This is a genomic window from Neorhizobium sp. USDA 3394 (genome assembly GCF_056280385.1).
On the sequence record NZ_JBWCDU010000001.1, the window covers coordinates 39174 to 58937 of the forward strand.

Below are 19764 nucleotides of genomic sequence, written 5' to 3' on the forward strand. Positions count from 1 at the left end.
TCTGTCGATTGACGCGGGTTCGCCGGAAGCCATCAGCCTCGTGACTGGTCGGATCTCCGCTTCGATCACGGCAGCGGTGGCCTTTATATCGATGACAATGGTCACGTTTATCCCATGCGCTTCGAGGCATGGGAACCCGGGCTTGCCGGGCACGGCTGAAATCATTTTGTAGGCCCGCTCCGATTCCTTGTTGCAATTCATTCGCAATTGCAGAATATGAATATGGCGAGAGTGCCATCGTTGTTGCAGACCATCCCGAGCAGGACGAGGCTATTTCGAACACTGACTGCAATTAAGTCCCATTCGCAAAAGGAGGCGTGCATGCTTGACAAGATACGATGGCTGGTCCTGACCGGAGTGGTGGGGACGGCCTTCGCCGCCGTTCTGACGGTCATGCCGGCATCGGCTCAGGACAAGTTCAAGGCGGTGACGACTTTCACGGTGATCGCCGACATCGCGAAAAACGTCGCTGGCGATGCCGCGGTCGTCGAATCCATCACCAAGCCCGGTGCGGAAATCCACAACTACCAGCCGACACCCGGCGACATCCAGCGGGCGCAGGGCGCCAAGCTCGTCTTCTGGAACGGGCTCAATCTCGAGCTCTGGTTCGAGAAGTTCTTTCAGAACCTGAAGGACGTGCCGGGCGTCGTGGTCTCGACAGGCGTCGAGCCGATGGGCATCGTCGAAGGCCCGTATGTGGGCAAGCCCAACCCGCATGCATGGATGTCTCCCACGGCGGCGCTCATCTATGTCGATAACATCCGCGATGCCTTCGTGAAATACGATCCGAAGAATGCCGCGATCTACAAGGCCAACGCCGAAGCCTACAAGGAGAAGATCAAGGCGGCCATAGATCCCATCAAGGCCGAACTCGCCAGGGTGCCGGAAGACAAGCGGTGGCTTGTGACGAGCGAAGGCGCCTTCTCCTATCTCGCCCGCGATTTCGGTTTGAAGGAGTTTTATCTGTGGCCGATCAATGCCGACCAGCAGGGGACGCCGCAGCAGGTTCGCAAGGTGATCGACGCCGTTCGCAAGAACCGGATCGGTGTCGTTTTCTCAGAAAGCACGATCTCGCCGAAGCCAGCCGAACAGGTGGCGCGGGAAACCGGCGCCAAATACGGCGGCGTTCTTTATGTGGATTCGCTGAGCGAGGCCGATGGTCCGGTTCCGACATATCTCGATCTGCTGAAGGTGACCTCGGATACCATCGCCAAGGGCCTGGCCTCCTCACCCTGATACCCTGGTCGTGCCCATTCGCCACCCGGCGGGTGGGCGCGGTACATTTGTCGTTTTCAAGAGGATGTTTCCAATGAATGCTCGACCGCGTTGGCCGAACGATGCTCCTTCCGGCTCTGCGGAGGACGGAATCATGGTGGACGGCGCGACCGTGACCTATCGCAATGGCCATACGGCCCTGAGGGATGCGAGCTTCCGCATCCCGCGGGGAACGATTACCGCGCTGGTGGGGGTCAACGGTTCCGGGAAATCCACGCTGTTCAGGGCGATCATGGGTTTTGTGCGCCTGGCGAAGGGCGACATCCGGGTGCTCGGCATGTCGGTCAAGGAGGCGCTGCGCAAGAACCTCGTCGCCTATGTGCCGCAGTCGGAAGAGGTCGACTGGAACTTTCCGGTGCTGGTCGAGGATGTCGTCATGATGGGCCGCTATGGCCATATGGGCATGATGCGCATTCCGAAAGCCGCCGATCACGAAGCCGTGGCGACGGCGCTGGCCCGTGTCAGCATGAGCGAGTTCCGCAAGCGCCAGATCGGAGAGTTGTCGGGCGGGCAGAAGAAGCGGATTTTCCTGGCGCGCGCCCTGGCCCAGGACGGCCGCGTCATCATGCTCGACGAACCCTTCACCGGCGTCGACGTCAAGACGGAAGACCAGATCATCACCTTGCTTCGTGAGTTGCGCGACGAGGGCCGCGTCATGCTGGTCTCGACGCACAATCTCGGCTCGGTGCCGGAATTCTGCGACCGGACCATCCTGATCAAGGGCACGGTGCTCGCCTATGGGCCGACGGTCGAGACCTTCACCCAGGAAAATCTGGAAAAGACCTTTGGCGGCGTGCTGCGTCATTTTGTGCTCCACGAGGCGCGGAACGGAAGCCCGACGTCGATCGGCCTGATCAGCGACGATGAGCGGCCCCTGGTGCTTCGGGGCGGGAAGGCGACTAACCGCGCAGAGGACGAAGAAGACGGAGGCCGCGGATGATCGCCGTTCTTATGGAACCCTTCACCTACAACTATATGCTGAACGCCATGTGGGTCTCGGCCCTTGTCGGCGGCGTCTGCGCCTTTCTTTCCTGTTACCTGATGCTGAAAGGCTGGTCGCTGATCGGGGATGCGCTCTCGCATGCGATCGTTCCCGGCGTGGCAGGCGCCTATATGCTCGGACTTCCCTTTTCGATAGGCGCCTTTTTCTCTGGAGGGCTCGCTGCGGCCACGATGCTTTTCCTCAACCACCGCACCAAGCTGAAGGAAGACGCCATCATCGGCCTGATTTTCTCCTCCTTCTTCGGGCTGGGGCTGTTCATGATTTCGCTGAAGCCCATGGCGGTGAACATCCAGACGATCGTGCTCGGCAACATCCTCGCGATCACGCCCGAGGACACGCTGCAACTCGCCATCATCGGCTTTGTCTCGCTGGCCGTTCTGCTCGTCAAATGGAAAGACCTGATGGTGACCTTCTTCGACGAGAGCCACGCCCGGTCGATCGGCCTCAATCCGACCGCGCTCAAGATCGTCTTCTTCACTCTTCTGTCGGCTTCGACGGTCGCCGCGCTCCAGACGGTCGGGGCCTTCCTGGTCGTCTGCATGGTGGTCACGCCCGGGGCGACCGCCTACCTCCTGACCGACCGTTTCCCGCGCCTCCTTGTTCTGGCGGTGATCATCGGATCGATCACCAGCTTTGTCGGCGCCTATGCGAGTTATTTCCTCGACGGGGCGACCGGCGGCATCATCGTGGTGCTGCAGACGGCAATCTTCCTGATCGCATTCTTCCTGGCGCCGAAACACGGGATGCTGGCGGCGCGCAGACGGGCAGCCCAGGCGCTGGAGACGGCCCAATGATCATTTTCGATACCCTTCTCCTACCCTTCCAGTTCGGCTTCATGGTCAATGCGCTGCTGATCTCGGTGCTGATGGCCTTGCCGATGGCGCTTCTCTCCTGCTTCCTTGTCTTGAAGGGCTGGTCGCTGATGGGCGATGCGATCAGCCATGCCGTGTTCCCCGGTGTGGTGATCGCCTATATCGTCGGCATGCCTCTTGCGATCGGTGCTTTTGCGGCCGGCATGTTCTGCGCCATCGCCACCGGCTTCCTGAAGGAAAACAGCCGCATCAAGCAGGACACGGTGATGGGCATCGTGTTCGCCGGCATGTTCGGGGTGGGCCTCGTCCTTTATGTGAAGATCCAGTCCGACGTGCATCTCGATCATATCCTTTTCGGCGACATGCTCGGCGTTTCCTGGCGTGACATCGGCGAGGCGGCCGTCATCGCGGCGATCACGGCCGTCATTCTCGGTGTTAAATGGAAGGACTTCCTGCTGCACGCCTTCGATCCAGTGCAGGCAAGGGCCGTGGGACTGAGGGTCAGTTTGCTGCACTACGGTCTTCTCGCCCTCATTTCGCTGACGATCGTCGGTGCCCTGCAGGCGGTGGGCATCATCCTTTCGATCGCCATGCTGATCGCGCCGGGAGCCATCGCCTTTCTGCTGACCCGCAAGTTCAGCACCATGCTGGTCCTGTCCGTTGCCATTGCCGTGACCGGTTCGTTCGCCGGCGTCTACTTGTCCTTCTTTATCGACAGTGCCCCGGCCCCGACCATCGTACTCCTGCTGGCAATCGGTTTCGTGCTCGCCTTCATCCACGCTACGCGCAAGGCGGCCCGGGTCGAGACGATCCACACGATCTAGGAGCGGGGAGGACCAGTCGCCCTTCGCCCGTCATGCTGCCAGTCGGGGGATGCGTGCTCAACCAGGATAAGCGCCAACCGCTCGACACAGGTCGGGAGTTGACGCGCATCAAAGAACGCTGTGGCGGAAGGGCGCATAGACAGACCTGACTGCGCCGTGCCAATAACGGATATCCAGACCGGACATCGGCGGCTGGCCGCAACTGATGAGGGGACCGTGAAGAACCGCAGAGCGCCTGGCTGGGTTGTTGTGTTCGCGTCTATCGCGGCCTACGCGCTCGTCGTGCAGATGGTGCTTGGCTCCATTCTTCTCGGTTCAGCGGTCGCAGCGCCTGTCGTCGATGACTTTGGAAACCCGCTTTGCATTACCCGTGCCGGCGGCAGCAGCCAATCCGATCACAAGGACGGTCCAAAACTGCCCGAGTGCTGCACCCAGGCATGCAGCGTTCTCGCTCCGGTACTCGCACCGCAGTTTTCCGACAATTTTCTGAACAACCGGCTGGAGGCCACCTCCACACCGGTTCCGGCCGAAACGGATACAGGTCCGTTTGAACGGCCCGAGACCTCTCCCGGAAATCCCCGCGCGCCGCCGCCGGCGGCCTGAAAGCTTGCCGCGCAAACGTACATCGTCTTGCGACACGGCATGCGAACCAAAGACTTGAAGCGCGGCTGGTGAACCCCACCGATCGCCAGGCGCTGCACGTCGGGCACTCCTCTGTTCCGTAAATTCGCTTCGGCCAACGGCAATGACGCGGCAAAAGCTGCGCAACGCATCCCCGGCGGCTGACGGGATCGGACCAAGGGCGGGACGCCGTTTCAAACCATCAAACCATCCCGGACGGGCGCCTCCCGGCTGCCCGGCACCTGAAAATCAGGCCGTCCAACGCGCGGCCAGACATGGAGATTCACATGTTGAAGAAAATCACGACAACCGCCGCCATCCTCGTGGTCGGCAGCACCGCCGCCCTGGCGCATGTCACCCTGGAAGCAAAGGAAGCTCCTCTAGGATCGACCTACAAGGCGGTGCTGCGCGTGCCACACGGTTGCGAGGGCAAGCCGACGAACACCGTGCGCATCCAGATTCCGGAAGGCTTCTACGGCGTCAAGCCGCAGCCGAAGGCCGGCTGGACGCTCGGCAAGGTCAAGGGTGCCTATGCCAAGGCCTATGACAATCACGGCTCTCCCGTCACCGAAGGGGTCAAGGAAGTGGTCTGGAGCGGCGGCAATCTCGGCGACGACGAGTATGACGAGTTCGTCCTGCGAGGCACGATCGCCGCTGACCTGAAAGCCGGCGACATGCTCTATTTCCCGGTGATCCAGGAGTGCCCGGAAGGCCTCAAGGAACGCTGGATCGAAGTGCCGGCCACAGGCCAGAAGGCGTCGGACCTCGAACTCCCGGCCCCGGGCGTCAAGCTTCTTCAGAAGACCGGCAACTAAGCGATCGATCTATCCGGGAGCATGAGGGCCGATGACGCCGCTTTGCTACAAGGCACTTTCACTGACCGGCACCCTGCCGCGGTTCGTGTATGCGATCCTTCTGTGGTCGGTGATGACGGCGGCGGCATCCGCCCATGCGTCACTCAACACGACCGAGCCGCGCGATGGCTCGGTCGTGTCCATGGCCCCGCGCGTGATCGCCCTGACGTTCAGCGAGCCTGTCTCGCCGACCAGCCTCAAGCTCATGCGGCCGGACCGCAGTACACTCACCCTCAAAAACTTCGTCCTGAAGGACAGGACGGTCGAGATTACCCCGCCTGGCGACCTTTCGGACGGGAGCTATCTTTTCTCCTGGCGGGTCGTTTCGGAAGATGGCCACCCGATCGGCGGCTCTGTCGTCTTCTCGATCGGGCGGCCGAACGCCGACGCCGGCCGCACGGTGGTCGATATCGACTGGCCGGTCCGCACCGGCCTCTGGATCGGCAAGGTCGCGCTCTATGTCGGCCTCTTCTTCGGGGTCGGCGGCGCTTTTGCCGTCCACTGGTTCGCGGACGGTTCCGGGAATGCGCTGAGACAGGTGCTTGCTACCCTCGGCATCGGCTTTGCGGGTGCGCTGCTTTCGGCCGGCTTCCAGGGGCTCGATACGGTGGGCGAGACTGTTTCGCGGCTCTTCGCGCCGGCTGTCTGGAAGGCGGGAATGACCACGAGCTTCGGGCCGACCGTCATTTTTGCGATCGTGGCGCTGGCGCTTGCAGGGCTTGCCCTGGCCAGCGGCCGGGGCAGGGACGCCCGCTGGATATCCATCTCGGCTCTCATAACGGCGGCATTTGCCCTCTGCCTCAGCGGGCACGCGAGTGCGGCAGACCCGCAATGGCTGATGCGCCCGGCCGTTTTCCTGCATGTCGCGACTATCGCGATCTGGGCCGGCGCGCTGCTGCCGCTCCTGGCCGAGTTCAGAAAGGGCGGGGAAGCGGCCGGTGCGGCACTGCATCGCTTCTCGGTTTTCATACCATGTGCCGTCCTGGTTCTTGCCGTGGCCGGATGTGTGCTTGCCGTCGTCCAGGTTCGCACCCCGGCTGGGCTGATCACGACGGCGTACGGGATCGTATTCCTCGTCAAGCTCGGGCTGCTCGTCCTGCTGTTTGCCCTGGCAGCCATCAATCGGTGGAAACTCACGTCCCGTTCGGAAAAGGGAGAGCCTGCAGCGATCCGCCAGCTCACTCGTTCGGTCACCGCGGAGACTGTCATTCTGCTCCTCATTTTCGCGGTGGCTGCGACATGGCGGTTCACGCCGCCTCCACGCACCCTGATTACCGAAGTCCAGAGGACTGCCGTCGTTCACCTGGAGACCAGCAAGGCCGTGGCGGATGTCAGGATCACGCCGGACAGGGCCGGGGAGGTCGCGATATCCGCGGCCATCGCCAAAAGCGATCGGTCGCCGCTCGATCCACAGGAAGTAACGGTTGTGCTGTCGAACCTCGGGGCCGAGATCGAGCCGATAAGGCGCCGGGCCGAGAAAGGCAAGGACGGCTGGACGGTGCCCGATATCGTGCTTCCGGTACCCGGACGGTGGCGACTTCGCCTTGACGTGATCATCAGCGATTTTGAGATCACCAGGATGGAAGGCGAGATCGAAATAGCGCCTTGACCCCGCGCCGGCCTGCCGCGCCGGGGCCACCCGCCTTGATGATCTAGCAGCGGCGCATCGGAGGAAATTTGCGTCGGGACAAATATTTTGCAGAAAGAGGACGCTGTCGTTGATTTTGCACAAAGAGAGGCGGGCGCCGGACAGCTAGATGCTCTTTGAAGAAAACTGAAAGGAGCCCGACATGTCCGCAGCGATAATCGAGAAATATGGCGATGCACGGCTGCCGCGCTACACGAGCTATCCGACAGCCCCGAACTTCAGCGCGGATTTCGATGCCTTCGACTATCCGTCCTGGCTGAGGGCCTTGCCCGATGGGCAACCGACCTCGCTTTATATCCACATCCCCTTCTGTCGGTCGATGTGCTGGTATTGCGGCTGTCACACCACGATCACCGAGCGCGACAGGCCCATTCTCGACTATATCGAGACATTGCACCGGGAGACCGAGCTTCTGGCATCCGCCAGGAACGACAGCTTCAGCGTCGGGGAGATCCACTTCGGCGGCGGAACGCCGACCATCATCAAACCGGAGGAATTCATCGCGCTGATGGATGCGTTCCGCAACCGTCTCGGTTTTGCAGGGGTCCTCAATGCTGCGGTCGAAATCGATCCGCGAACCTTGACTAGGGAGATGGCAAACGCGCTCGGGGAGGCGGGCGTCACTCGCGCGAGCCTTGGCGTCCAGAGCTTTGACCCGAAGGTCCAGAAGGCGATCAACCGCATCCAGAGCGTCGAAACGACGATGGAGACGGTGGAACATCTTCGCCGTAACGACATCAACGCGATCAACTTCGACCTGATCTATGGATTGCCGTTTCAGACGGTCGAATCCTGTGTCGAGACGGTCGAGGCGGCCGTCGCCATGCGGCCGGATCGCCTTGCCGTCTTCGGTTATGCGCATATCCCGAGCTTCAAGAAGCACCAGCGGCTTATCGACGAGGCGGCACTTCCGGATGCACGGGAACGCGCCCTTCAGGCAACCGCGATATCAGACGCCCTGGTGGCGGCAGGGTATGTCAGGATCGGCCTCGATCATTTCGCCCTGCCTGGCGACGAACTGTCGCTTGCGCAGGCCGAAGGCCGGCTGCACCGGAATTTTCAAGGCTATACGACGGATGCCTGCGAGGCGCTCATCGGGCTCGGCGCATCCTCGATCGGCCGGCTGCCGCAGGGATATATCCAGAACGAGGTTCCACCCGGCCTCTATGCGACCCGGGTGTCGAAAGGCGAGCTGCCGGTCGCCAAGGGCTATGGCCTCACCCCGGAGGACCGGCTGCGCGGTGAGGTGATCGAAAGGCTGATGTGCGATTTCGCGGTTGATGTTGCGGCCCTTGCGGCGGCGCATGGCTTCGATGCCGACTTTCTGCTGCGGGGCAATGGTCGGCTCGATGAGCTGGAACGAGACGGGCTGATCGAGCGCCGGGGCGGGTCTATCCGCGTCTCGGAGGATCACCGGTTCATCGTCAGAGCCGCTGCCTCGGCATTCGACGCCTACCTGAACAAGAGCGGCAGGTCCTTCAGCAAGGCTGCTTAGGGGGCATTTAGCTCGTTCGATCGCCGCATGGGCCGTATCGGCGTCAGGCTCCGCTCAATCGACCTTTCCCACGAACGAAGGTCACGGCTTCGTTTTGAACCTCGCCTTCGTTGTTCAGGACGGCGCGCCACATGCGGTTTCCGAGACGAACGCTCAGGCGGGATGTTCCAATGTCCTCGGCTTCGCCACGCTCCACAGTGCTCGTCACGAGACCTTGGCGGATTCTCTGCCGGAACTCGTCGCGAGACAGCCCGAACCGACCGGCGATCTCGCCGGATTCCAGGATAAAGTCGCCGTTTGGGTCGCGTTCGATATGCATCGCTCTTCCTCGGGTCGATGATGTTGAGGCGAGGTTCGCTGTTCAACGCTGTTTACGTTCTACGACACTGATCGAAGTCGTGGGAAGGTCTCGCTGATAATGATTTCGTCGCAAGTGCCCAGGTTGTGATGGCGAGCCAGCTTTACTCAGAGCCTGTGGCCCGTCGCCTTGTCGAAGAGGTGAACCTGTTTCGCGTCGACCGAAATGCCGACGGTGTCGCCGAACCTGACATCGATGCGCTCGCGGAAAAGGCAGGAGAGCTGCTCGCCGCCGCAATCGAGCTTGGCAAAGATTTCCGAGCCGGTGCCTTCGACGATGGTCGCGCGGCCCTGGATGCCCTGGTCGCTGGCGCGGATGTGTTCCGGCCTGATGCCGTAGACGAGCGGGCGGCCACCCGCCTTGGCCGGCGAGACCTCGGCCGGGAGCGGCAGGATCAGCCCCTTGTCGGTGCGAAAAACGCCTTCCTCGATTTTGCCATCCAGGAAATTCATGGCCGGGGATCCGATGAAGCCCGCAACGAAAAGATTGGCCGGCCGGTCGTAGAGTTCCAGGGGAGCGCCGACCTGCTCGATATTGCCGTCATGCAGGACGACGATCTTGTCGGCCATGGTCATGGCCTCGATCTGGTCATGCGTCACGTAGATTGTCGTCGTGCCGATGCGCTGGTGCATGGCCTTGATCTCGCCACGCATCACCACGCGCAGTTTGGCGTCGAGGTTCGAGAGGGGTTCGTCGAAGAGAAACACCTGGGGGTTGCGGACGATCGCCCGGCCCATGGCGACGCGCTGGCGCTGGCCGCCGGAAAGCTGGCGGGGGTAGCGGTCGAGCAGCTTTTCCAGGCCAAGGATCGCGGCCGCCTTCTTCACCCGCTCTGCCGTATCGGCGGGGTTCGCCCGCTTGAGCTTCAGCGCGAAGCCCATGTTGTCCTCCACCGTCATATGCGGATAGAGCGCGTAGTTCTGGAACACCATGGCAATGTCGCGGTCACGGGCCGGCAGATTGCTGACTTCGCGTGCGCCGATGCGGATCTCGCCGCCGCTGACCTCTTCGAGCCCGGCAACCATGCGCAGCAGCGTGGACTTGCCGCAGCCCGAAGGGCCGACGAGAACGACGAATTCCCCGTCGGCGATATCGACGCTCAGGTCCTGGATGACTTTGACCGCGCCGAAGCGCTTCTGGATGTTCTGGAGAGTGACGGTTGCCATGAAGTTCGATCCTGTTTGTGAGCCTGCTCAGCCGCCCTTGACCGCGCCGGCCGTCAGGCCTGCGACGATCTGCTTCTGGGCGAACAGGGTGAGTACCAGCACGGGGAGGGTGACGATCAGCGCAGCCGCGGCGAGCGGCCCCCAGCTGACCTGTTCGAAGGAAAGCATGTTGTAGACGGCGACCGGCAGCGTTCGCGTGGTGCGGCTTGCAAGGACGATGCCGAAAACGAAGTTGTTCCAGGAGAAGATGAGCGCCAGGATGAAGGCGACCACGATGCCGGGTTTGGCGATCGGCAGCGCCACGAGGCGGAACACCTGCCAGGGTGTCGCGCCGTCGATGCTGGCGGCCTCCTCGAGCTCCATCGGCGTCGTCTCGAAATAACCGATCATGATCCACACGACGATCGGCACGGTGACGACGAGATGGATGATGATCTGCGGCCAGAGCGTGCCGAGCAGGTTCAGCCACTGGAACAGCAGGAAGAGCGGAATGAGGAAGGAAAGGCCGGGCGTCATGCGGGCGATCATGATGACGATCGCTGCCTTCTCCGCCTTCAACCGTGCGATGCCGTAGCCCGCCGGCACGCCGATGATGAGCGCCAGCAGCGTCGCGGCCCCCGTCACCAGCACGGAGTTCCAGAAGTACAGGAAGAAATTGTTCTCGCGGAACACCTGCACATAGTTCGACCAGGCGAAATTTTCCGGGATCAGGATCGGCGGATAGGCGCCGTTGTCGATCTCGTATTTGAGCGACAGCGAGATCATCCAGAGGAAGAACAACACGACCGGCGACACCATGACGAGGGCCGCGAACAGCAGGCCGATGCGATCGAGCGTCTTGCGTCTGATGAGGGGGCGTTTGGTGAGAGGGCGTTCCATCAGCGCGTCTCCATGTCCGACCAGTTCGTCCGTGCGCGGACCATCATCAGCACGAGGGAGAGTGCGACGATGATGACGAAGAAGACGACCGCCATCGCCGAGCCGTAGCCGATGTCGTAATAGGAGAAGGCGGTGTTGTAGAGGTAGATGTTGATCGTCTCTGACGCCGTGCCGGGGCCTCCTTGCGTCATCGCGTAGATGATGTCGAAGCTCTTGATCGCGTCGATCGCGCGGATGATGACGCCGATCATCAGGAAGGGCGCGATCATCGGAAGCGTCAGGTAGCGGAATTTCTGCCAGGCGTTGGCGCCGTCGATCTCAGCGCTTTCATAGGGTTCGCGCGGAAGCGAGGCGAGGCCGCCGAGCACGATCAGCATGATCAGCGGCGTCCATTGCCAGGTTTCGACGAGGACCAGCGAGGGAATGACGCTGTAACGGTTATAGATCCATTCCTGCGGGCCGATGCCGACCAGCGACAGGAGATAGTTGAGTACGCCGAGCTGCGGATGGAACATCATAGTCCAGACGAGGGCGATGGCGACCGGGGTCGCCATCATCGGCATGACGAAGACGCCGCGCAGGAAACCCCTCAGCGGAAATTGAGCATCGAAGATCAGTGCTGCGAGCGTGCCGAGAAACAGCGGCGCCACGACCGCCAGCACCGTGAAGATCAGCGTGTGCCAGAGCGATTCCCAGAAGCGGAAATCGGTCGCCAGCCGGATGTAGTTGTCCAGCCCGGCAAAGGTCTGCTCCTGTCCCAGCGTCCAGCTGTTCACGCTCATCCAGAGGGTGAACACCCACGGGAAGACGATGACCGCGCCGATGACGATCAGGGCGGGAACGACGAAAGGCCAGTAGTTGGGAGCAAGCCTACTCGGCTTGCTCCTCTTATCGGTTTCCGTCCGTGCTGTTTCGATGCTCACGGAGGCCATTATCCCTCGCTCTTGGCAAGGACCGGTTCGAACTGCGCCGTTGCGGTCTTGAGTTCCGTCGCCGGGTCGGCACCGCCGATCATGTTGGTCAGGCCGACGCCGTAGATGTCGCGGAATTCCGTGACCGGGATGATGACCGGCAGCGCGAGCTGCGACACCTTGCCGGAAGCGGCAACCGCATCAACCCATGCGCTCGGCATGGTGACACCCTTGCGGACTTCCGCATCGGCGAGGATCGACTGGCGGAAGGGAACGCCGGCACCTGCCTGCAGCAGGCGTGCGCCCATCTCCTTCGAGATGACCCACTGGCAGAACAGATAGGCCGCTTCCTTTTTCTGGCTGCCGGCGGTGACGGCGATGCCGTCGCCGGTGGTGGCGGCTGCCTGCGCCTTCGGTCCCTTCGGCATGACCCCGTAACCGACCTTGCCGACAACGCGGGACTTCTGCGGGTCTTCGAGCGGCGGAGCAAAGCCGACGCCATCCAACCACATGCCGACCTTGCCCTGCAGGAAGGCCGACTGGGATTCCGCCCAGTTGAAGCCGGAAATGCCGGCCGGGGCCGACTTGGTCATCAGGCGCTGGTAGAGCTTGGCGGCTTCGACGGCCTCGTCGGAGGTCGTGCGCAGCTTGCCGTCGGGACCGAGGGGCGTCGTGCCATAACCAAGCATGAGCGTCGTCCAGACAGGAACGTTGGCGTTCTTCAGGCCGCGGGCAACGAAACCGTAGGTATTGGAGCTCTTGTCGGTCAGCGCTTCTGCTGCCGCCGCCATTTCGTCGAAGGTCTTCGGGTAGGCGAGGCCCTTCTTCTCGAAGAGTTCCTTGTTCCAGTAGACGATCCAGTAATCGACCGAGAAGGGCAGGGAGCGCAGCTTGCCGTCCTTGTCCTTGGCAAAGGTGAGGCCGGCTTCGGCGAAATCGCTTTCCGTCAACGACGGGTCGGTGAGCGACGGATCCTTCAGGAAGCCGCTGATATCGGCAAGCCAGCCGCCCTTTTCGAACTGGCGCTTCTGCACATGGTAGCTCAGGTGGATGACGTCGAAGCTCGGCTTGCCGGACGAGAGCTCGATCGTCGCCTTCTGGCGCTGCTGCTGTTCCGGGGTCGCTTCGGCATTGACCTTGATACCGGTCAGGGCCTCGAACTCGGCCAGGTACTTGATGACGGTGTCGCCGCGCGGGCTTTTGACGAGGTTCACTTCCAGCGTGGTGCCGGCGAAGCGCTTCCAGTCGACGGCGGCCGAGACCGGGCGCGAGCCGACCAGTCCGGCGGCGCCGAGCGCCGCCGAGCCGGCCAGAAAGCTGCGGCGGGTGGGATTCCAGAACGAAGCTGACATGCTATTTCCTCCTCCTATGCGCCGGATACCCTTGTCTCCGGCTCTTTTTCTAAAGTCTGATCGCGCGATCCCTCGCGTGATTGATATGGGCGACGAGTGCCGCGACCGCTTCCTCCACTGAGCGCCGCTCGATCGCTTCGAGCACTTTCAGATGCTCATTCATGACGGGGCCGACCCGGCCGTCGATGCGGAACCGCTCCTGTTTGATCAGCCGCATCTTGATGGAATTTACCCGATAGACGTTCGAAATGATCGTGTTGTCGAGCGCATCGATGAAGGCGTCGTGCATGCCCCAGTCGACCGCCTGGGCATGGAGCTCCAGCTCGCGGCTGTCGTTGCCGTCCTGGATCGCCTGGACGATTTCGCGATGCTCATTCAAAAGCCTGGCGACCGCCTGGTCGGAGGCCGAGCGGGTGAACAGTGCAACGGCTTCCTTTTCCAGGAAGACGCGAAGCTGGAAGGCCTCGCGGATGAGGTTGAGGTCGATATGGGCGATCTGCAGGCCGCGTTGCGGTACGGTCTTGATCAGCCCCTCGGCCTCGAGCCTCGGCACGAGTTCACGGATGGCGCCCAGCGTCAGGCCCGTCAGTTCCACCAGCCGGCGCTGCGAGACGAACTGGCCCGGGCGAACGTCACGCGCCAGAAGGTGGCGCGTGAAGCTCTCGTAAGCCTTCTCCCTCAGCGTGGACGGCTCCTCGACCGGACTTTCCGTGGGGCGCGCCTGATCCATGGTCTTCAGGCCGCCTTCGAACGGAACAGGGTGTCGAAGGCCGAAGCCAACAGGCGCTGACCCTCGTCGGGGATCGAAAGAAGCGGCGGACGCACCGTCAGCCATGACGGGTCGCTCGAAAGATGGGCGATCATCGCCTTCACGGCCGGAGTGACGGGATATTTGAGCAATTCGAGGACGAGATCGACAATCCGCTGATCGTCCTCGCCATCGACGGCCATGCGGCGGACTTCGCGCGGGGCGAAATTTGCGACACCGGAGATCGCGCCCTGTCCGCCGAGGCGTACGCCCTGGGCCAGATGCCGCTCGTCACCGATCAGGATGATGAGGTCGCCATGTTCCTTGAGCAGCTTTTCGGTAAAGGCCCATTCACCGCCGGAATCCTTCACGCCGGTGACAATGCCGGGAAATGCCTGGCGGAGCCGGCCGAGCAGCGCGTGGCTGAGCGGCACCATCGTGACCGACGGGATATGGTAGACGATGATGTCGCGTGCCTTGTCGCCCAGAAGCGCGAATACGGCGGAGAACCAGCCGAACAGGCCCTCGTCACTGACATTCTTGAAATAGGAGGGAGGAGCGAGCAGAATGTTGCGCGCACCCTTGGACAGGGCGTGGGCGGCCTGGTCGGCTGCATCCTCTGCCGCATCGACGAGGACGCCCGCAACGATCTGATGCGGCGTGATGCCGCCCGAAATCATGGCGGACAGGACCGCCTCCCGTTCACGATTGCCGATCGAGCAGCCTTCGCCGGTGGTGCCGAAAATCGTAACGCTGTCGCAGCCGGCATCGAGGCTACGGCGGGCCTGGGCGACCATCGCGTCGAGCGCAATCCGGCCGTCTTTGTCAAAAGGAGTCGCCAGTGCGACGGAGAGCCCGAAACGCATATTGGTTTATTTATCCTCCCGGTGTTGATCCAACATTTGCATACTGACATGTTAGAAATCAAGTAAGTAATTTGATGTGATCATGGGCTGCTGTTCGCTGGTAAGGAAGGGAGGTAGCGTGACCGCGAACGTCACAGCCGCCCGGCCTCGGCGAACACGCCTGCTCGCGCTACTCCCGTTCCGACATCAATGCCGACGAATTAGGTCATCGCCACATCCCTTGAGTTCACGTCAGCTCAGATCAAGGACGAACCGCTGTCCGCCCAGGTTCACTTCGATCCTGCCCGGCTCCCCGACCGGGATCAGTCCGCACAATGTCCCCGTCGTCATCACCTGTCCGGCCTTGAGCATGGAGAAGGAGGAGAGCTGGTTCTGGTTTGCCAGCACGACTATGGTCTTCAGCGGATCGCCATCGGCATGCGCCGCCGGCTTGTCGAAACCGACCTGTCCGTTGATGACAACCGACAACTGACCGGTCGACGCGCCCTCGTCCAGCAGGCTCCGATCCAGCTGCGGGCCGAGGACATAACCGATATTGCTCATCATGTCGGCGGCGGCGAGGGCCGGATCACCCCGGGAGCCGCCCTGGTAACGGCTGCGCAGAAGCTCCACGCCGATCCGCACAGAACCGATCGCATCGACGATATCCCGGCGGGTCACGGCGCCGTCGCGGGCCACGACATCCTTGGTAAGCACGAAGGCCAGTTCCACCTCCAGCGAAATGCCCGGCTGGTGGGCATGGCCGGTTTCCTCATTGACGAACAGAAGCGGTGCGCTCTGGCAGAAATCGCCCTTCAGGGTGAGCTTGGCGCCCTTGAACGGCTGGCCGAGCGCGGCAAACACATCGGTCTGCACCACATAGGCATCCGCCAGCGGCAGCCCCAGAAACGGCTCGGGATCAAGCACGGTCCTGGACTGGATGGCATTGAGAATCGCGTTCGCGAGACGGGTGGCGCGGGTGTCGATCGACGTATCAGGCATAGGCTCAGTTTCCTTGGTTTGCGATGGAAGCCGCAGGGCGTTCACAATCAGTACCAATAGCCGAATTCTCAGGCATCCCAATAAAATCAATGGAGTTGTCACGCCTCAAAATATGCCGGCCGCGGTCGAGCATTCCGTCCCCCATCCTCATTCCCGCCGCAACATGCCGCAGCTGAGGACTGATGTAAATAGACATTTGACGACTGATATATATACTGATTATATCAGTGCTATAACGAGGAGCCCATTATGTCGAATGTCGCCCTGAAAGGCATTGTTGCCGCCTCCGTCACGCCGGTGACGGCCGACTTCCGTATCGATACCGTTCGGCTGAAGGCGCATATCGATCATCTCCTGGCAAACGGCTGCAGCTTCATTTCGACGTTCGGCACGACGGGCGAAGGCGCCTCCTTTTCGACCGCCCAGAAGCTTGAAGCTCTCAAAGCCCTGAAGGCGGGCGGGGTGGATATGGGCGGTCAGCTGCCGGCGATCATGACCGCCAGCTTCGATGACGCGGTCACGTCGCTGATCGCCTATGGAGACCTTGGCTGTCGCGCAGCCCTCGTCCTGCCGCCCTTCTATTACGGGGCGAGCGAGGATGGAGTCGCGGCATTCTTCGATGCGCTGATCGAGCGGACCAGGGCGCATACGGCAATCGATCTCGTGCTCTACAACATCCCGCAGCTCAGCCGGGTCCGCTTCACGCAGCCACTGATCGCGGCTCTGCTACGCAAGCACGGTCGCCGCATCGCCGGGATCAAGGATTCGACCGGGGATCTCGACAACGGGCTGATGCTGGTGAAGTCCTTTCCGGAGCTTGCCGTCTTCACGGGCGACGACCGCGTTCTGCCCGCTCTCGTCAAGGCCGGCGGTGTCGGCATGATCGGCGGCATGCCGAACCTCTTTGCCGGCGATCTGAAGGCGCTTTACGACAATCCCGGCGATGCCGGTCTTCTGGAGAAGCAGTCTAGGCGCATCGAGGCAGTGGATGCCTACGGATCGCTCGTTGCCCTCAAGGCGGCTCTTGCCCATTATCGCAACGACGAAAGTCTGGCATATGCGGTGCCGCCTCTGGTTGCTCTCAACCGGCGCGATCGTGATATGCTCATTGAATTGTTTGAGCGGACGGGTTATCGCGCCGCTGCTTGACCCGCCCGGTGCATGCCGGCGATAGGAGACAGATGAGCGCACGTACCGCACCGTCCGGCACCGAACAACCAGAACTCCGCTCGGTCAAACAGATCGCCTATGAGCGGTTTCGCGAGGCGCTGTTCGATGGCCGGCTGCGGCCGGGTCAGTTCGTGTCCCAGCGGGAGCTGGTCGCTCTGCTCGGTCTTTCGATCGGTGCCCTGCGCGAACTCCTGCCGCGCCTGCAATATGAAGGCCTCCTGGTCGTCATGCCGCAGCGGGGCATCCAGATCACCCAGATCGATCTCTCGATCATCCGCCAGGCTTTCCAGGTGCGCATGGCGCTCGAACGCGAAGCCGTGCTGACGGCCGTCAGGCGGATGCCCGACGCCATCCTCGACGAACAGGCCAGGCTTCACCAGTCGATCCTCGACGAGGTCCGCAATGCTCCCTCGCCGGATGTCTTCGAGCGCGGCCAGAAGGTCGACGACGGCTTTCACAACCTTCTCATCGAGGCGACCCAGAACGACCTGCTGATCCAGGCCTATGCGGTCAACGCGATCCGCATGCGGCTCATCAAGCTCGACAGGATCAGCCTTTCCGAGCAGGTCCTGCCGCCGGCCTTCGCCGATCATCTGGCGATCATCGACGCCATCAAATCCCGCGATCCGCATGCGGCAGGCGATGCCATCGACCGTCACATCATGCATGCCCGCGAGCGGGCGATCGAGCTCTAGGACGAAGACATTCATTGCAGCCAGATCATGATTGCGACGAGATAGACAAAGCCTTTAAAGTGAATGGTCCTGCGGTCGTAGCGCGTTGCGAAGCGGCGGAAGTGCTTCATTTGGTTGAAGCATCGTTCGATGCGAGTGCGATGTCCATAGGCGAGTTCATCGTGCGGAATGATGATCTTGCGCGAGAGGTTTGACGGGATCACCGCCTCTGCTCCCATGCCGGCAACCTTTTCCCGCAAGGCATTGCCGTCTTAGGCTTTATCGGCAAGCACGGCATGGCCGCTGTGCCCCCTCCAGAAGTGCCTTCGCCTGCTGGGTGATGTCGCCGACCTGACCTGCGGTCTGCTCGCTCGCGGCCACTTCGCAAGGAGTCGGTGAGGGCAGCATTTCGGATTGACACCTGTCGTAAGACATCATATCTCTTAGATCGCGATTATCTATCTGCCGGGAGGAGACCGGCGATCCAAGGGAGGACGGCCATGACGCCGCTATCGAGAATAATGGGACCGGTATTGCTCGGTTCCGCTCTGTTTTTCCAGCCTGCCTATGCCGAAACCCCACCCAACATGCTGGTTGTCGGCTTCTCGATGACCAATATCCTGACGCTCGATCCCGCTGCCATCACCGGCAAGGAGACCGTACAGGTTCTGACAAACATATATGATAACCTTGTGGCGCTCGACGCCGTCAATCGCGCCCAGGTCAATCCGCAGCTGGCGGAAAGCTGGACTGTCGCCGACGACAACGGCTCGATCACCTTCAAGCTGCGCAAGGGGGCGACGTTCGCTTCCGGAAACCCGGTCACTTCGGCGGACGTCGTCTGGTCCTTCAAGCGGTTGATGAAGCTCAACCTTGCGCAGGCGTCATTCCTGAAAACCCACGGCTTCTCTGCCGCCAATGCCGATGCAAGCTTCACCGCTCCGGACGACGGCACGGTCGTCATCAAGCTGCCGAAGAAGGTCGATCCGCAGGTCATCGTACAGACGCTCGGCATCGTCGGGCCGGGCTCCATCCTCGACATGAAGGCGGTGATGGAGCACGACAAGAACGGCGACATGGGCGCCGCCTGGCTCACCAACAATTCCGCCGGCTCCGGTCCGTTCACGCTCGGCCAGTGGCAGTCGAACGAGCGCGTGACGCTCGAGCAGAACCCGAAATACTGGGGCGAGAAGCCGGCAATGCGCCGGATCATGATGCGCCATCTGGCCGAATCGCAGAGCCAGCGGCTGATGCTCGAAAAGGGCGATATCGACATCGCCTTTTCCATGTCGGCGGCCGACCTGAAGGCGCTCGAGAGCAGCAAGGACGTCAAGATCCAGACGAATGGCGGCAGCGGCTTCTATTATCTCGCCGTCTCCATGAAGGATGAGAAGTTCCAGAAGCCGAAGGTTCGCGAGGCGCTGCGTTATCTCATCGACTACCAGGGCCTGAACGACAGCGTGCTGCCCTATTTCGGCAAGCTGCGCGATCGTCCCGTTCCGGCGGGCATTTTCGGCGCCTTGCCGAATGCGGGCTACAAGCTCGACGTCGCAAAGGCCAAGGCGCTGCTCGCCGAGGCCGGTTATCCGAACGGCTTCCAGACCACGCTGCGCGCCATTTCCGACGTGCCGTTCATGAGCCTTGCGACCGCCATCCAGGCGACGCTGGCACAGGCCGGCATCAAGGCCGAGATCATCACCGGCTCCGGCGACCAGATCTACGGCGCGATGCGCGAACGCAAGTATGAGCTGCTCGTCGGCCGCGGCGGCGGCGGCCAGCTGCCGCATCCGGACTCGAACTTCCGCGCCATCGTCTACAATCCCAACAATGCGGATGAGGCGAAGCTGACGAACTTCCAGGGCTGGCGCACGTCCTTCTATGATGAGAAGATCAACAAGATGATCGATGACGCTCTCGTCGAAGGCAACAAGGACAAGCAGATCAAGCAATATCAGGACATCCAGGCCTATTACGCGGATATGGTGCCGCCGATCCAGCCATTCTCCGAAGTGGTCGACAGTGTCGGCTTCCGGGCCGACATCAAGGGTCTCGAACTGAACCCGTCCTGGTCCACCCAGCTTCGCACCGTCAAGAAAGAACGATAATCTTCGGTTGCCGCGGCGCGGG

Annotated in this window: 20 protein-coding genes; 11 read left to right on the forward strand and 9 right to left on the reverse strand. The window is 61.8% G+C overall.

Annotated elements, in window-relative coordinates:
• Nucleotides 1-321 precede the first annotated feature (321 nt).
• The 8 genes from ACZ9EJ_RS00170 to hemN all read left to right on the forward strand — a co-directional run bounded on the left by ACZ9EJ_RS00170 (nucleotide 322) and on the right by hemN (nucleotide 8532).
• Nucleotides 322-1236: a metal ABC transporter substrate-binding protein gene (locus ACZ9EJ_RS00170; protein ID WP_046634956.1), complete on the forward strand. Its 915-nt coding sequence runs from the start codon at nucleotides 322-324 to the stop codon at nucleotides 1234-1236.
• 73 nt (nucleotides 1237-1309) lie between these two features.
• A complete protein-coding gene (locus tag ACZ9EJ_RS00175) occupies nucleotides 1310-2215 on the forward strand; it encodes a manganese/iron ABC transporter ATP-binding protein (protein ID WP_046641695.1) in 906 nt (301 codons plus the stop codon).
• Nucleotides 2212-3072 carry a metal ABC transporter permease gene (locus ACZ9EJ_RS00180; protein ID WP_046641694.1) on the forward strand — a complete coding sequence of 287 codons (861 nt, stop codon included), beginning with the start codon at nucleotides 2212-2214 and terminating at the stop codon, nucleotides 3070-3072. Before ACZ9EJ_RS00175 ends, ACZ9EJ_RS00180 begins: the two co-directional genes overlap by 4 nt.
• A complete protein-coding gene (locus ACZ9EJ_RS00185) occupies nucleotides 3069-3914 on the forward strand; it encodes a metal ABC transporter permease (protein WP_046641693.1) in 846 nt (281 codons plus the stop codon). Before ACZ9EJ_RS00180 ends, ACZ9EJ_RS00185 begins: the two co-directional genes overlap by 4 nt.
• A 216-nt stretch (nucleotides 3915-4130) precedes the next feature.
• Entirely contained in the window at nucleotides 4131-4517 is a 387-nt protein-coding gene (locus ACZ9EJ_RS00190) for a hypothetical protein (protein ID WP_251090979.1), read from the forward strand.
• A 305-nt stretch (nucleotides 4518-4822) separates the two neighbouring features.
• Complete coding sequence (locus tag ACZ9EJ_RS00195) at nucleotides 4823-5350, forward strand: YcnI family copper-binding membrane protein (protein WP_046641718.1); 528 nt, start codon at nucleotides 4823-4825, stop codon at nucleotides 5348-5350.
• A 31-nt stretch (nucleotides 5351-5381) separates the two neighbouring features.
• A complete protein-coding gene (locus tag ACZ9EJ_RS00200; protein ID WP_052764666.1) occupies nucleotides 5382-6998 on the forward strand; it encodes a copper resistance CopC/CopD family protein in 1617 nt (538 codons plus the stop codon).
• Between the two features lie 181 nt (nucleotides 6999-7179).
• On the forward strand, nucleotides 7180-8532 hold the full coding sequence (gene hemN / locus ACZ9EJ_RS00205) for an oxygen-independent coproporphyrinogen III oxidase (protein ID WP_046641690.1): 1353 nt from the start codon (nucleotides 7180-7182) through the stop codon (nucleotides 8530-8532).
• A gap of 43 nt (nucleotides 8533-8575) precedes the next feature.
• Here hemN and ACZ9EJ_RS00210 read toward each other — a convergent pair whose 3' ends face one another.
• The 8 genes from ACZ9EJ_RS00210 to ACZ9EJ_RS00245 all read right to left on the reverse strand — a co-directional run bounded on the left by ACZ9EJ_RS00210 (nucleotide 8576) and on the right by ACZ9EJ_RS00245 (nucleotide 15793).
• The gene (locus tag ACZ9EJ_RS00210) at nucleotides 8576-8851 is read right to left on the reverse strand and encodes a DUF6522 family protein (RefSeq protein ID WP_046641688.1); all 276 of its coding nucleotides are present in this window, start codon (nucleotides 8849-8851) and stop codon (nucleotides 8576-8578) included.
• Nucleotides 8852-8997: 146 nt separating this feature from the next.
• Nucleotides 8998-10056, reverse strand: a complete 1059-nt coding sequence (locus tag ACZ9EJ_RS00215; RefSeq protein ID WP_046641687.1) for an ABC transporter ATP-binding protein — start codon at nucleotides 10054-10056, stop codon at nucleotides 8998-9000.
• A 27-nt stretch (nucleotides 10057-10083) separates the two neighbouring features.
• A complete protein-coding gene (locus tag ACZ9EJ_RS00220) occupies nucleotides 10084-10905 on the reverse strand; it encodes a carbohydrate ABC transporter permease (protein ID WP_046635008.1) in 822 nt (273 codons plus the stop codon).
• A gap of 29 nt (nucleotides 10906-10934) precedes the next feature.
• Entirely contained in the window at nucleotides 10935-11867 is a 933-nt protein-coding gene (locus tag ACZ9EJ_RS00225; protein WP_046641686.1) for a carbohydrate ABC transporter permease, read from the reverse strand.
• Nucleotides 11867-13198 carry an ABC transporter substrate-binding protein gene (locus tag ACZ9EJ_RS00230; protein WP_046641685.1) on the reverse strand — a complete coding sequence of 444 codons (1332 nt, stop codon included), beginning with the start codon at nucleotides 13196-13198 and terminating at the stop codon, nucleotides 11867-11869. The genes ACZ9EJ_RS00225 and ACZ9EJ_RS00230 overlap by 1 nt, the downstream gene beginning before the upstream one ends.
• A gap of 49 nt (nucleotides 13199-13247) precedes the next feature.
• Nucleotides 13248-13928, reverse strand: coding sequence for a GntR family transcriptional regulator (locus tag ACZ9EJ_RS00235; RefSeq protein WP_046641684.1), 681 nt, complete (start codon nucleotides 13926-13928; stop codon nucleotides 13248-13250).
• Nucleotides 13929-13933: 5 nt separating this feature from the next.
• Nucleotides 13934-14812, reverse strand: coding sequence for a dihydrodipicolinate synthase family protein (locus ACZ9EJ_RS00240; RefSeq protein WP_046641683.1), 879 nt, complete (start codon nucleotides 14810-14812; stop codon nucleotides 13934-13936).
• A 231-nt stretch (nucleotides 14813-15043) separates the two neighbouring features.
• Complete coding sequence (locus ACZ9EJ_RS00245; RefSeq protein WP_052764665.1) at nucleotides 15044-15793, reverse strand: hypothetical protein; 750 nt, start codon at nucleotides 15791-15793, stop codon at nucleotides 15044-15046.
• 249 nt (nucleotides 15794-16042) lie between these two features.
• On the opposite strand from ACZ9EJ_RS00245, the gene ACZ9EJ_RS00250 reads away from it, so the two are divergent.
• Together ACZ9EJ_RS00250 and ACZ9EJ_RS00255 are read left to right on the forward strand one after the other, a co-directional pair.
• Nucleotides 16043-16942, forward strand: a complete 900-nt coding sequence (locus ACZ9EJ_RS00250) for a dihydrodipicolinate synthase family protein (RefSeq protein ID WP_046641682.1) — start codon at nucleotides 16043-16045, stop codon at nucleotides 16940-16942.
• Nucleotides 16943-16974: 32 nt separating this feature from the next.
• Nucleotides 16975-17658 carry a GntR family transcriptional regulator gene (locus ACZ9EJ_RS00255; RefSeq protein WP_046641681.1) on the forward strand — a complete coding sequence of 228 codons (684 nt, stop codon included), beginning with the start codon at nucleotides 16975-16977 and terminating at the stop codon, nucleotides 17656-17658.
• A gap of 11 nt (nucleotides 17659-17669) precedes the next feature.
• Here ACZ9EJ_RS00255 and ACZ9EJ_RS00260 read toward each other — a convergent pair whose 3' ends face one another.
• Complete coding sequence (locus tag ACZ9EJ_RS00260; RefSeq protein ID WP_251090982.1) at nucleotides 17670-17897, reverse strand: hypothetical protein; 228 nt, start codon at nucleotides 17895-17897, stop codon at nucleotides 17670-17672.
• Nucleotides 17898-18137: 240 nt separating this feature from the next.
• Between ACZ9EJ_RS00260 and ACZ9EJ_RS00265 the strand changes: the two genes are divergently transcribed.
• Nucleotides 18138-19742, forward strand: a complete 1605-nt coding sequence (locus tag ACZ9EJ_RS00265) for an ABC transporter substrate-binding protein (protein WP_052764664.1) — start codon at nucleotides 18138-18140, stop codon at nucleotides 19740-19742.
• The last annotated feature ends 22 nt before the right edge of the window (nucleotides 19743-19764 follow it).